Origin of the sequence: Paenibacillus sp. 276b (assembly GCF_900107875.1) — a bacterium.
In the GTDB taxonomy this organism is placed as follows: domain Bacteria; phylum Bacillota; class Bacilli; order Paenibacillales; family Paenibacillaceae; genus Paenibacillus; species Paenibacillus marchantiae.
Window position 1 is genome coordinate 65,838 of sequence record NZ_FNRR01000003.1, and the last position, 12,756, is coordinate 78,593.

Annotated in this window: 14 protein-coding genes and 1 riboswitch; all 14 genes read right to left on the reverse strand. The window is 47.2% G+C overall.

Translation table 11 applies throughout. The features are described from left to right. Position 1: 1 nt before the first annotated feature. Positions 2-1,405, reverse strand: coding sequence for a F0F1 ATP synthase subunit beta (gene atpD / locus BLV50_RS16410; RefSeq protein ID WP_063567728.1), 1,404 nt, complete (start codon positions 1,403-1,405; stop codon positions 2-4). A 94-nt stretch (positions 1,406-1,499) separates the two neighbouring features. Then, positions 1,500-2,372: an ATP synthase F1 subunit gamma gene (atpG, locus tag BLV50_RS16415; RefSeq protein WP_063567727.1), complete on the reverse strand. Its 873-nt coding sequence runs from the start codon at positions 2,370-2,372 to the stop codon at positions 1,500-1,502. Between the two features lie 209 nt (positions 2,373-2,581). After that, positions 2,582-4,096: a F0F1 ATP synthase subunit alpha gene (gene atpA, locus BLV50_RS16420; protein ID WP_063568357.1), complete on the reverse strand. Its 1,515-nt coding sequence runs from the start codon at positions 4,094-4,096 to the stop codon at positions 2,582-2,584. Positions 4,097-4,112: 16 nt separating this feature from the next. After that, positions 4,113-4,661 carry a F0F1 ATP synthase subunit delta gene (locus BLV50_RS16425; RefSeq protein WP_090808920.1) on the reverse strand — a complete coding sequence of 183 codons (549 nt, stop codon included), beginning with the start codon at positions 4,659-4,661 and terminating at the stop codon, positions 4,113-4,115. After that, the gene (gene atpF, locus BLV50_RS16430) at positions 4,658-5,146 is read right to left on the reverse strand and encodes a F0F1 ATP synthase subunit B (protein WP_063568355.1); all 489 of its coding nucleotides are present in this window, start codon (positions 5,144-5,146) and stop codon (positions 4,658-4,660) included. The genes BLV50_RS16425 and atpF overlap by 4 nt, the downstream gene beginning before the upstream one ends. A gap of 114 nt (positions 5,147-5,260) precedes the next feature. Further along, a complete protein-coding gene (gene atpE / locus BLV50_RS16435) occupies positions 5,261-5,485 on the reverse strand; it encodes a F0F1 ATP synthase subunit C (RefSeq protein ID WP_062321699.1) in 225 nt (74 codons plus the stop codon). A gap of 76 nt (positions 5,486-5,561) precedes the next feature. Continuing rightward, entirely contained in the window at positions 5,562-6,380 is an 819-nt protein-coding gene (gene atpB, locus BLV50_RS16440) for a F0F1 ATP synthase subunit A (protein WP_063568354.1), read from the reverse strand. 41 nt (positions 6,381-6,421) lie between these two features. Continuing rightward, a complete protein-coding gene (locus BLV50_RS16445) occupies positions 6,422-6,802 on the reverse strand; it encodes an ATP synthase subunit I (protein WP_063568353.1) in 381 nt (126 codons plus the stop codon). Beyond that, positions 6,795-7,049, reverse strand: coding sequence for an AtpZ/AtpI family protein (locus BLV50_RS16450; protein WP_063568352.1), 255 nt, complete (start codon positions 7,047-7,049; stop codon positions 6,795-6,797). The genes BLV50_RS16445 and BLV50_RS16450 overlap by 8 nt, the downstream gene beginning before the upstream one ends. A 186-nt stretch (positions 7,050-7,235) precedes the next feature. Then, a complete protein-coding gene (gene wecB, locus BLV50_RS16455; protein WP_072733625.1) occupies positions 7,236-8,393 on the reverse strand; it encodes a non-hydrolyzing UDP-N-acetylglucosamine 2-epimerase in 1,158 nt (385 codons plus the stop codon). A gap of 223 nt (positions 8,394-8,616) precedes the next feature. Further along, positions 8,617-9,246 (reverse strand): uracil phosphoribosyltransferase, encoded by a 630-nt coding sequence (upp, locus tag BLV50_RS16460; RefSeq protein ID WP_053782842.1) that lies wholly within the window; start codon positions 9,244-9,246, stop codon positions 8,617-8,619. Positions 9,247-9,668: 422 nt separating this feature from the next. Next, entirely contained in the window at positions 9,669-10,916 is a 1,248-nt protein-coding gene (gene glyA / locus BLV50_RS16465) for a serine hydroxymethyltransferase (RefSeq protein WP_162842473.1), read from the reverse strand. Positions 10,917-11,149: 233 nt separating this feature from the next. Beyond that, on the reverse strand, positions 11,150-11,743 hold the full coding sequence (locus BLV50_RS16470) for a TIGR01440 family protein (protein WP_063568349.1): 594 nt from the start codon (positions 11,741-11,743) through the stop codon (positions 11,150-11,152). 139 nt (positions 11,744-11,882) lie between these two features. Beyond that, positions 11,883-11,964: riboswitch (ZMP/ZTP riboswitch) on the reverse strand. Between the two features lie 115 nt (positions 11,965-12,079). Continuing rightward, positions 12,080-12,652 (reverse strand): low molecular weight protein arginine phosphatase, encoded by a 573-nt coding sequence (locus BLV50_RS16475; protein WP_090808922.1) that lies wholly within the window; start codon positions 12,650-12,652, stop codon positions 12,080-12,082. Between the last annotated feature and the right edge of the window lie 104 nt (positions 12,653-12,756).

A 12,756-nucleotide genomic window follows, 5' to 3' on the forward strand; every position in this document is an offset into this window, starting at 1 on the left:
ATTATACCAGTGTTTTGGCTTTCTCCACTGCCTCTTCAATTGTACCCACGAAGAGGAAAGCTGCTTCCGGAAGATCGTCATGCTTGCCTTCGAGAATTTCTTTAAAGCTGCGCACCGTTTCTTTAACCGGAACGTATTTACCCGGAATACCGTTAAATGCTTCAGCAACGTGGAATGGCTGGGACAAGAAACGTTGAATTTTACGAGCACGGTAAACGAGCGCTCTGTCTTCTTCACTCAGCTCGTCCATACCCAGAATCGCAATAATATCCTGCAATTCATTATAACGTGCCAAGATACGTTTAACGCCTTGAGCTACGTTGTAATGCTCTTCGCCTACAACTTCAGGGGACAAGATCCGGGAGCTGGATGCCAGCGGATCTACCGCAGGGTAGATACCCATCTCGGAAATTTTACGTTCCAGGTTCGTCGTTGCGTCCAAGTGGGCAAACGTCGTTGCTGGAGCCGGGTCAGTATAGTCATCCGCAGGCACGTAGATGGCCTGGATGGATGTTACGGAACCTTTTTTAGTCGAAGTGATACGTTCTTGCAATTGACCCATTTCCGTTGCCAGCGTTGGTTGGTAACCTACCGCGGAAGGCATACGTCCGAGCAAGGCAGATACTTCTGAACCTGCTTGGGTGAAACGGAAGATGTTATCGATAAAGAGCAACACGTCACGGCCTTCTTCATCACGGAAGTATTCCGCCATAGTCAGACCAGTGAGGGCTACACGAAGACGTGCGCCTGGAGGCTCGTTCATTTGTCCGAAGACCATTGCTGTTTTGTTGATAACGCCCGAATCACTCATCTCGTGATACAAGTCATTACCTTCACGTGTACGCTCACCAACACCCGCGAATACGGAGATACCGCCGTGTTCTTGTGCGATGTTGTTGATCAATTCCTGAATCGTTACGGTTTTACCTACACCGGCACCACCGAAGAGACCGATTTTACCACCTTTGGCGTAAGGAGCCAACAAGTCGATAACTTTGATTCCTGTCTCCAGCATTTCAGCCTGGGTAGTCAGTTCATCAAATGCAGGAGCCGAGCGGTGAATCGGATTTTTATGTGCAGCAGCTACAGTGCCGCCAGTATCAATGGCTTCGCCGAGTACGTTAAATACACGACCCAGTGTCGCTTCCCCAACAGGTACAGAGATTGGAGCTCCTGTATCTACGGCTTCCATACCACGAACGAGTCCGTCCGTGGAGGACATCGCGATACAACGTACCCGGTTGTCACCCAGATGTTTCGAAGCTTCGAGTGTCAGATTAACACTTACGCCAGCTTCGCTTACTGTAGTGATCGTAATGGCATTGAGGATTTCCGGCAAACCGCCGCGATCAAACTCGACGTCAACAACCGGACCCATGATGCTCACAACGCGTCCTTTGTTCATCTTAACGTTCCCCTCCTACAAGCCTGCTACTTTTGCAAAAATAATGTACCGTTCATTTATCTTTGCTCTGCAAGCCTTCATTAATAAAAAACGGTTAGCCTTGTGCTGCGTTGGCACCTGCCACAATTTCCGTAATCTCCTGCGTAATCGCCGCTTGACGGGCACGGTTATAGGTCAATGACAAGTCATTAATGAGTTTAGATGCATTTTTGGTTGCATTACCCATGGCTGTCATTTTCGCACCCAGCTCACTCGCTTTACCGTTCAGAAGAGCACCATAGATCAGCGTTTCCGCATAACGCGGAAGCAAAACCTCCAGTACTGCTTCAGGAGACGGCTCATACTCGTAGCTTGCAGTCGGTCCTTCTGCAGCAGTTACCTCAGGTGTTTCCATCGGAAGAAGACGTTCTACCGTAGGAATCTGGGTCAACGCATTTACAAAGCGGTTATAACAAATGTACAATTCATCAAATTTACCCAATTCAAACCCTTTAACAGCTTCGTGTGCGATGGATTTGATATCTGCAAATGATGGCGAATCGGAAAGATCCGTTGTAGTGGATGTCATCGCCATTTCACGTCGTTTGAAATAATCGCGTCCCTTACGTCCAATGACGAACAATTCGTAGTCATTCTGAGAGTTGTGCTTTTCTTTGAGTGTCAGGTTGACCTGACGCAAAATATTCGCATTGTAACCACCCGCAAGACCGCGGTCCGATGTAATAACCAGATAAGCTGTCTTTTTGACCGGACGACTTTCCAGCATCGGATGCTGAACCCCTTGCGTGCTTTTTGCAATACTTGCCACAACTTCTTTCAGCTTCTCCGAATAAGGACGAGCTGCTTCCGCTTTTTCCTGCGCTTTACGCAGTTTTGCGGCAGCTACCATTTCCATTGCTTTGGTGATCTGCTTGGTGCTTTGTACGCTTTTAATTTGCCGCTTTATTTCGCGCATGCCTTTTGCCATGATTTCACCACCTTCAAGTTTTGACGTAGTCAAAACTACTTCGTAAGCCCAAACTTAAACTTTGGCGAGCCAAAGTTACTTCGTAAGCATTCACTAGTTTTGACATAGTCAAAACTACTTCGTAAGCATATTGAAACTTTGATAGATCAAAGTTTTACATGCAGACATGCGGAATCGGTTAAACAACTCCGCAACTGCATATCATCTATTTAGACAGAGACAGCAAAGCTCTTTCTGAACTTCTCAATAGCATCTTTCAGAGCGGATTCATTGTCTGCAGTCAATTCTTTTGTATCACGGATGGACCCAAGAATTTCCGGATGGCTGCTCTCCATGAACGCGAGGAACTCACCCTCGAAACGAGTAACATCACCTGTAGGAATCTCATCCAGGAACCCTTTAACCGCTGTGTACAAGCTGACTACCTGTTGTTCTACAGGCAGAGGCTGGTTTACACCTTGCTTCAGGATTTCCATCATACGAGCACCACGATTCAGGCGGGCCTGAGTCGCTTTATCCAGATCGGAACCGAACTGGGAGAACGCTTGAAGCTCACGATATTGAGCGAGGTCGAGACGCAGGGAACCTGCAACTTTTTTCATCGCTTTGATCTGAGCAGAACCACCAACACGGGATACGGAGATACCTACGTTGATCGCCGGGCGTTGTCCAGCATTGAACAAGTCAGCTTCCAAGAAGATTTGTCCGTCCGTAATGGAGATTACGTTCGTCGGAATGTAAGCAGATACGTCGGAAGCTTGTGTTTCAATGAACGGCAGTGCGGTTAAAGAACCACCACCAAGCTCATCATTCAGCTTCGCTGCACGCTCCAGCAAACGGGAGTGCAGGTAGAAGACGTCACCCGGATAAGCCTCACGGCCCGGTGGACGGCGAAGCAGCAAGGAAAGCTCACGATATGCGGAAGCTTGTTTGGTCAAATCATCGTAGATAACCAAAACGTGCTCACCTTTGTACATAAAGTACTCACCCATCGAACAACCGGAATACGGTGCGATGTACAACAATGGTGATGGGTCAGATGCTGCTGCAGTTACAACAATCGTGTACTCCATTGCGCCTTTACGACGAAGAGTTTCTACGACTTGTGCAACTGTAGATTGTTTTTGACCGATAGCAACATAGATACATTTCATGCCGCTGCCTTTTTGGTTCAGGATGGCATCAATCGCGATTGATGTTTTACCTGTTTGACGGTCACCGATGATCAACTCACGTTGTCCGCGACCAATTGGAACCATTGCGTCAATGGCTTTAATCCCTGTTTGCATCGGCTCATGAACCGATTTACGATCCATTACGCCTGGTGCCTTACCTTCAACCGGACGGAATTCCGTTGTAGCGATTGGCCCTTTGCCATCCACTGGAATACCGAGCGGGTTAACAACGCGTCCAATCAATGCTTCGCCAACAGGCACTTGCATGATTTGACCGGTACGTTTTACTTGGTCGCCTTCACGAATATCATAGTAAGGTCCCAGGATAACGATACCGACGTTGCTCTCTTCCACGTTCATGGCGAGACCCATAACACCGCTTGGGAATTCAACCAACTCGTTGGACATGACATTCTCAAGTCCGTAGACACGAGCGATACCATCACCAACCTCAATAACCGTCCCGACTTCGACTACATCGATATCGTTCTTGTATTGTTCGATCTGGCTCTTAATTAATGTACTGATTTCTTCTGGTTTGATACTCAAGTGTCCTCACCCCAATCTACTGTACTCGTCTGTTAAAAGACTGCTCAAGACGTTCAAGCTTGCCAGCCAAGCTACCGTCATAGATCGTATCGCCAATGGCAACTTTCAATCCGCCCAGCAAAGTCGGATCGACAATGTTCTCGATACGGATCTTTTTATTCACACGGCCACCGAATTCACGGGCTACCGCTCCTTGTTCTTCATCATTCAAGGCATAAGTCGAGTACACGCGTGCATCGGCTATGCCGAGCGATTCGCCCTCGATCTTCACATAATCATTCAGCAGAGCTTCCAGCAGTTCAACGCGTCCACGCTCAATCAAAAGCAAGACGGTTTTCAGAACAGGTTCAGACACCTTGCCGTCAAGACTTGTGCGAAGTACATTCTGTTTTGCCTCTTCAGAGATGTTGGGTGACTCGATAAATTTACCGATTTCCGCATCACCAGTGATGGCAATTACAACAGTACGTAGCTCTAGTTCGACTTCAAGCACCTTCTGCTGTCCGAGAGCAACTTCAAACAATGCTTTCGCATAACGCTTAGCAACAATCGTATCGCGGCTCATTGTCGGCCTCCTACCTCATTGAGGTATTGGTTCACAAGCTCCTCTTGTGCAGGACCGTTCTCAACTTCTTTTTTGATCAGCTTGGAAGCGATTTGAACGGAAGCTGTACCCAGTTCGCTGCGAAGGGCTGCAACCGCTTTGTTCTTCTCGCTCTCAATCTCACGCACAGCATCGTCTTTCAGGCGATTCGCTTCTGCTTTTGCATCCGCCAGAATCGTTTCAGCCTGTTTGCCGCCTGTTTGTTTGGATTGTTCAATGATGTCATAAGCATCTTTACGCGCTTTTTCAAGAGCCTGCTTCTGTTCCTCAACATAGGCAATAGCCTGATCCCGCGTTTGGGCAGCCTCATTCATTTGCGCCAATACGAGCTCACGACGTTTTTCCATAATGGAGAAAAGTGGACCAAATGCATAACGGCTAAGCAGCCAATATAAAATACCAAATGCTATAATCGCCAGAACTGTATTTTCCCATACGAAATTCAATCTGTTCACTCCTTCCTGAAGGTATCCTCAGGCCGCAACTCCGGTTTACGGACGCTACCTAAAAAGAAGGCGCGGATGGCTGTGGCCTTCCCCGCCAAACCTGCACTGATTTTATTAAGCCGCTCCGTAGAACATGAACGCGAGTACTACACCGATGATTGGCAATACCTCGATCAAACCTACACCGATAAACATTGTTGTTTGAAGAGTGGATTTTGCTTCCGGTTGACGTGCAATACCTTCCACCGTTTTGCTAATTACCAAACCGTTACCGATACCTGCGCCAAGTGCGCCCAATCCTGCAACAATTCCTGCTGCCACTAATGCCATTGCTCCCATTTGTATATCCTCCTTAGAATGTTCGTTCAAATTTTATAGTTCAGCCCTACAGGTTTAACCGTATTGGACCTGAATCTTAATGTTCCTCATGCGATTCGACGGTTTGTGATATGTATACCATCATCAAAACCGTAAATACGAATGCCTGTATGGCTCCGATGAAAATACTGAATCCCTGCCATGCCGTCAACAGCGGAATTGCTGCAATTGCGCCAATCCATTTGAATGCTGTAAGTTTCATAATCGTGGAGATCAGAACCTCACCTGCAAAGATGTTAGCGAACAAACGCATACCGTGTGTCAACAACTTGGATGCTGTCTCCACAATGTTGATTGGGAAGAACAGCCAGTGTGGTTGGAAATAATGCTTGAGATACGCTTTGGTGTTACGGAAAAGTCCCAATCCATGCGCGATAGCAAATGCGATCAACGCTAGACCCATGGTTACCGAAAGGTCAGCCGTAGGTGATTTCCACCAGGCAACTTCGATATGTGGATGAGCTTCAGGATTCTTCTCATGAGCTTCATGGAACGCTTCTTGGACCGAGACAATTGGCTTGCCAAAGATTTCAGCTTGGCTTGCATCCGTAGCCCCAGTTACAAAGCCCAAAGGGAGACCCAACATGTTTCCCACAAAGATAAACATAATCATTGTGGTTGCCAAGGTAAGGAAATGCTGCCCCTTCTTCATGTCCATCGTGCTCGAGATCAGGTTACGTACAAACTCAATCGCCCACTCTAGGAAGTTTTGCATTTTGCCCGGATTTTCCACTGACAAGTTCCGCGTAGCCAGTTTTGCAACAATAAATACAATGGCGGATGTTACGATCAGCATCAGCAGAACAGACAAATCCAGATGGAACCCACCCAGGTTAATTATCGGAGATTCATGCATATTTTTCTCACCCCTTTCTCATTCGAAAGCTTGCAGCACCTCTATGAGTCTGCTTTGCGGGACAACAATATCCCTATAAATAGTAAGGAAAATTGCGCTATGACCAAGCCAACTACAACCGCATATAAATTGAAGTATTGCGGATACTGCATCGCCACGAAAACAGCGAGTACTGCGAGAGCTGCTCTAGTCAAAAATCCCAGGTTCACACGCTTAAGGTTTCCTTCCGCTGCACCATCCAACATTCTCCTGACTTTGCGACCCAGATAAGACGCGTTGATCCAACTGATCACCGTTCCTAGGGCCAGTCCCAAAGCTATTGTTTCCACACGGGGCAGAAAGGCCGCTGCTAGAAAACAAATCATAAGAAAGTACATGATGAAAACAGTCATCCATCTGCGGTATCTGGTTAGTTCACTCATCACTTTCCCCCATGAATTTTTTCGCGATAAAGTAGATGCTTACGCCGCCTGCTGCCAAAAAAAAGAGAACGCTTACGGCGATCCATATTCCGCTACCCCCGATGGTCTTGTCCACCCAGGAGCCAACGTAATATCCGGCAACAGCGAGAATGGCAATCTCGATTCCAAAAGCTGTCACGAGCCCCATCGCTTTCCATACATTATCGTCATGGTTACGGGATGAATTTGGTTTGTTCGAATCGGCCATTTTCCACGCCACCCTTGCAATCCCAGTTAATTTTACTGAATGATGAGAGCCTTTGTCAATTGAATGATTTTAGCGTTTTAAAGGGGAAAACGACGGGAATACAGGCCCTCAGAGCCCATAAACCCGCGTAAACCGTACAGTTTAACTGTATGCTGTACCCTTTAATAATCCGTTAGAAAAAATGAATTATTTTTTGAATTTTCTGTGAAATGATTCCGGACGTTCACTATTCACACCAAAATGATGCAAAATCGCATTGACAATTCTTTCTGAAGCATGTCCATCACCATAAGGATTGGCAGCCTGACTCATGCTTGCATACAGTGTTTCGTCTGTAAGCAGAGCTTTGGTGCGCTCATATACACGTTCCTCTTCGGTACCCACCAGCTCCAGTGTTCCAGCCTCAATTCCTTCCGGACGCTCCGTTGTATCCCGAAGGACGAGAACAGGCACACCAAACGAAGGCGCTTCTTCCTGCAAACCTCCTGAATCTGTCAAAATCAAGTGAGTATGCGGGTAAAAGTTATGCAAATCCACCACGTCTAGTGGATCAATAAGTTGAATACGGGGGTGATTCCCCAAAATCGCGTGAGCCGGCTCCTTCACAGCAGGACTTAGATGTACCGGATACACGATGGCAATATCCTCAAACTCGTCGGCAATCCGTTTGACGGCCTGGAAAATGTTACGGTGAGGCTCGCCTTGGGATTCACGGCGGTGAGCTGTCATCAGCACAAGACGCTTGCCCTGTGCCCAATCTAGTACCGGATGTGTGTAATCCTGCCGTACTGTATATTGAAACACATCTGTTACCGTGTTGCCTGTGACATACGTACTAGACTCCGATTTATTTTCTTTGGCAAGGTTAGAAGAAGACCAGTCCGTCGGTGCAAAATGCAAGTCAGCAAGCACACCGGTTAACTGACGGTTCATTTCTTCCGGGTATGGAGAGAGCTTGTTCCACGTGCGAAGACCTGCTTCCACATGCCCCACCTGAATCTGCTGCAGGAACGCAGCATAGCTGGCTACAAACGTTGTCAGCGTATCACCGTGAACCAACACGATATCCGGCTTTGCTTCACGCAAAACCGGCTCCAGGCCTCCCAGCACACGAATCGTAATTTCATTCAACGTCTGGCGATCTTTCATCACATCCAGATCGTAGTCTGGATGAATATCGAATACTTCAAGAACCTGATCCAGCATCTGACGATGCTGTGCAGTAACGCAAACGATCGATTCAATAGATTCGGGATGTTTCTGCAGTTCCAAAATAAGCGGAGCCATCTTGATGGCTTCCGGGCGCACCCCGAATATCGTCATGACTTTAATTTTCTTGGACATTGAAGCAAAGCCCCTTTTCTATAAGTTCATGTTCAAAAAGTCCGGTTTTCAGTACCAAGAATATGGAATGAAGGTAGAAATGGAGTAGCGGAGCGTAGGGAAAACTACGTGAGCAACGGACATTTCGACTGAATTTCATATTCGATGTCGATGATGCCCTTGGGCATCCTTCGTAATCAAAATTGGACTTTTTGAACAACCTCTTACAAAGCATGCGATATGCTTATTTAGTGCCGTATAGACGGTCTCCTGCATCTCCCAGTCCGGGAACGATATAGCCGTGATCATCCAGACGATCGTCCAGTGCAGCAACGTAAATGTCTACATCCGGATGCGCATCCTGAACAGCTTTTACTCCTTCAGGAGCTGCAACCAGGTTCATCATTTTGATTTGCGTGCAGCCGCGTTTTTTGAGCACGTCAATAGCAGCAATGGCAGAACCGCCAGTTGCCAGCATCGGGTCGATGACAATCAACTGACGCTCTGTCACGTCCGTAGGCAGCTTGGTGTAGTATTCAACAGGTTGCAGTGTTTCCGGGTCACGGAACAAACCTACATGTCCAACTTTTGCCGCCGGCAGCAATTTGACAACACCATCCAGCATCCCAAGGCCCGCACGCAAAATCGGCACCAGCCCAAGCATACGTCCGGAAATGACTTTTCCTTGTGTTTCAGCTACTGGTGTCTGTACATCAATAGTTTCCAGCTCAACATCTCTTGTAATCTCATAAGCCATCAGTGTAGCCACTTCATCCACCAATTCACGAAAATCTTTCGTATTCGTACGCATGTCGCGTATAAACGTCAGTTTGTGTTGAATCAAAGGGTGATCACATATTACTAATTTTCCCATCTAATTTGTCCCTCCGGTATGTTCTTCATGTTCAGCATTACCAAATATGCCTAATCATCATTCATAGGCCCGATAAATCCTGTATATTATATCATCACCTACACCGAATTACACCATCAAAGGGCACTTAATCATTACAGAAAACCGAATCCTATAAAAATAGGACCGGAAAAATGAGTCTTCCGGTCCTTTTTGCTCTCGCTGTTATGTCAGTTGAATGTTAAAAATGTGTAAACACTATGAAGCTCCGCAAACCGAATGACCTTCTGATCGCTGTTATCCCCAGAATTATTTTGATCCATAAATAAATGGTGGAATTCCGGTGATAAAGGCGAGCGCTACGCTTCTTCAGGTTCTTTCGGTTTGCTCCGTCTGAGTGTTTACATAAGAACATCTCAAATACAAACACCATGAGCAAGTTTTTAGTATTTAAGGTCAGTGTAGAGCGGGAATTGGTCCGTAAGTGCCGTTACTTCAGCACGGGCTTCGTCCAATTTAGCTGTATCTTTAGGGTTTTTCAATGTTTTCGCAATGATCTTACCAATAGCTACCATCGCTTCTTCGTTCATACCACGGGAAGTAGCTGCAGGTGTACCGATACGGATACCGCTCGTTACAAACGGGCTAGTTGGGTCAAACGGAATTGCATTTTTGTTCACGGTAATACCGATGGAATCAAGTACATGCTCGGCTTCTTTACCTGTGATATTCACGCTGCGTGTGTCGATCAGCATCAAGTGGTTGTCTGTACCGCCGGATACGATGTTCAATCCTTCAGCAATCAGCGTTTCAGCCAATACTTGTGCATTTTTTACCACGTTTTGTGCATACGTTTTGAACGAAGGTTGCAGTGCTTCACCGAATGCTACCGCTTTGGAAGCAATCACGTGCATCAGAGGTCCACCTTGGGAACCAGGGAATACCGCTTTATCAATCGCTGCTGCCCAAGCTTTGCGGCACAAAATCATACCACCACGAGGTCCACGCAGCGTTTTGTGAGTTGTTGTCGTTACGAAATGCGCATGTGGAACCGGGCTTGGATGCAAGCCTGCAGCTACCAGTCCTGCAATGTGAGCCATATCCACCATGAACAAAGCACCTACATCATTAGCGATGGAAGCAAGCTTTTCAAAATCAATGATACGCGGATATGCACTTGCACCTGCAACGATCATACGAGGGCGATGTTTAAAAGCCGCTTTGCGCACTTCATCATAATCAATCAGGAATGTATCTTCTTGTACACCGTAAGCTACGAAATTGTACAGCAAACCGGAAGCATTAACCGGGCTACCATGTGTGAGGTGTCCGCCATGCGCAAGGTTCATACCAAGCACAGTATCACCTGGTTTCAGAGCCGCAAGGTATACTGCCATGTTCGCTTGTGCACCGGAGTGAGGTTGAACATTCACATGTTCTGCTCCAAACAATTCTTTGGCACGATCACGCGCGATATCTTCTACGATATCCACATGCTCACAACCACCGTAGTAACGTTTGCCTGGATATCCTTCAGCGTACTTGTTAGTAAGTACAGATCCCATTGCCTCAATAACCGCTTCGCTTACGATGTTCTCGGACGCGATCAGCTCAATGTTGTTTTGTTGACGTTTCAGTTCAAGATTCATCGCTTCCAGTACTGCCGGGTCATTCTTGCGCAATTGTTCCATGATTAAATTCCTCCCAGTTATAAGTGAAGTTATAAAGCGAAACTACAGTGGTTACACTCCTGACTTCGATTGCATCACCATCTTCCGATCGCTGTTATCCCCAGATTTTTCTGAACTCCCTTATAATAAGGGGGAAATCCGGGGATAAAGGCGAACGCTTTGCTTCTTCAGATTGGTGTTGCACTCTCCGTTTTCGTGTAAAGTCTAATTTGGCTTTAAATAGGTTGAAGATATCAGTCACAAAATGTCGAATCTGGTTGCTCTTCCATACGATACACTGCACGCTCGCCGCCAATCAACTTCGGACGGGTCAGTGCTGTAGTTACTCGGGCATCACCGATGTAGCGGAGTGCTGTTCGGAAGGGTACTGCCACATGCCGCAAGTGCATGCCAATCATCGTCTCCCCAATATCCAGTCCCGCATGGGCCTGCACATGTTCAGCCAGGCAAGGATCGGTCAGCGAACGATACGCTGCGGATGCCATGGAACCGCCTGCTTTGGGCACGGGTACTGCACCAACCTCAGTCAATCCAAGACGTGTAAGCAATGAACGCTCCATAACCAGTGCCCGGTTCAGATGCTCACAGCATTGGAATACAACATCAAAACCGAACTCCTGCTGCACCTCGCGTATACCCGCAAGAAGCTGCTGCGCCACTTCAACCGCACCGCTTGTACCAATCCGTTTGCCTGCAACTTCACTTGTACTTGTACCGATCACCACGATCTGTCCAGGTCCAAGCTGTCCGGCAAGCGCCAGTTCACGCAGAATGGATGCAGTCTGTTCATGCAATCCGGGTTGTTCCGAATCTAACTCAATAGTCATCCTATCGCCTCCCGATAAAATCATGCCCGGCTTCCTCTTGGCTGCCCTTAATATTCTTGCATGGCATTTCAGGTACTATTATAGCGAATAATCAGATGAAAGACGAAAAAAAGAGCAGTCTGCGGGTAACGCAGAATTGCTCTTTTGCCCAGGCGACCGGCCGTTTGTTCCGGTGCTCCATCGTGGTTATGCCCACTTCGTCGCCAGTTACACCGGATCCCTGTTTTCCCATTCATCATAAAACAACCTGCGTTTAAAATCAACGGGTAATTTACATCCCGTGTACGTTTTTATATGGAAATCCATCGGTAGCTGGGAATGATTAAACAAATCCAATTACTCCAGCTTGTCCAAAAGTCTGTCGAGCGCAGTCCGAATCTCTGCCGCAGCGATGTTGTAATCGTCGCGACTGCCGCCAAACGGGTCCGAAATATCAAAGCTCGGTATGCGTTGTCTGATCTCGATCGCCCGCTCACGTTCAGATGCCAAAATCTCCTGACCTAGCGCACGTTTCATTTCCAATGTCGCAAACAGGCTGTCCAATTCCTGAAGGTCATTCAGGACTTGTTCGTCATTTTCCACATACTCTTTCAAAGTATACGTCTTGTGTATAGAGTCAGGAAAAACCTGCATAACATGCTGTTTATGACTGCGTGTCAACGTAAGGATCAGATCAGCCCAACCGACCAGGTTAGAGCTCAAGAGCGTCGAATGAGGGGGTCCCTCAACGTTGTGATCCCTTAATACGGCCTCCGCATGACGGGAAATCGGCATGCCCGTAGTTGCGGCTACACCCGCGGAACGAACGTCCACCTGAATGCCCCGCTCAGACGCCAGTTTACGTAAAAGTCCCTCCGCCATGGGGCTGCGACATGTATTCCCTGTACATACAAACAAAATATGTTTCATTGTGGTTAGCCTCCCCATTTTGCAAATGTTGTCGAATCATGTTTGAAACTCCATCTGAACCAATGAAACTCTTAATTATATATTGAAGACTGCACTAGGCTGTA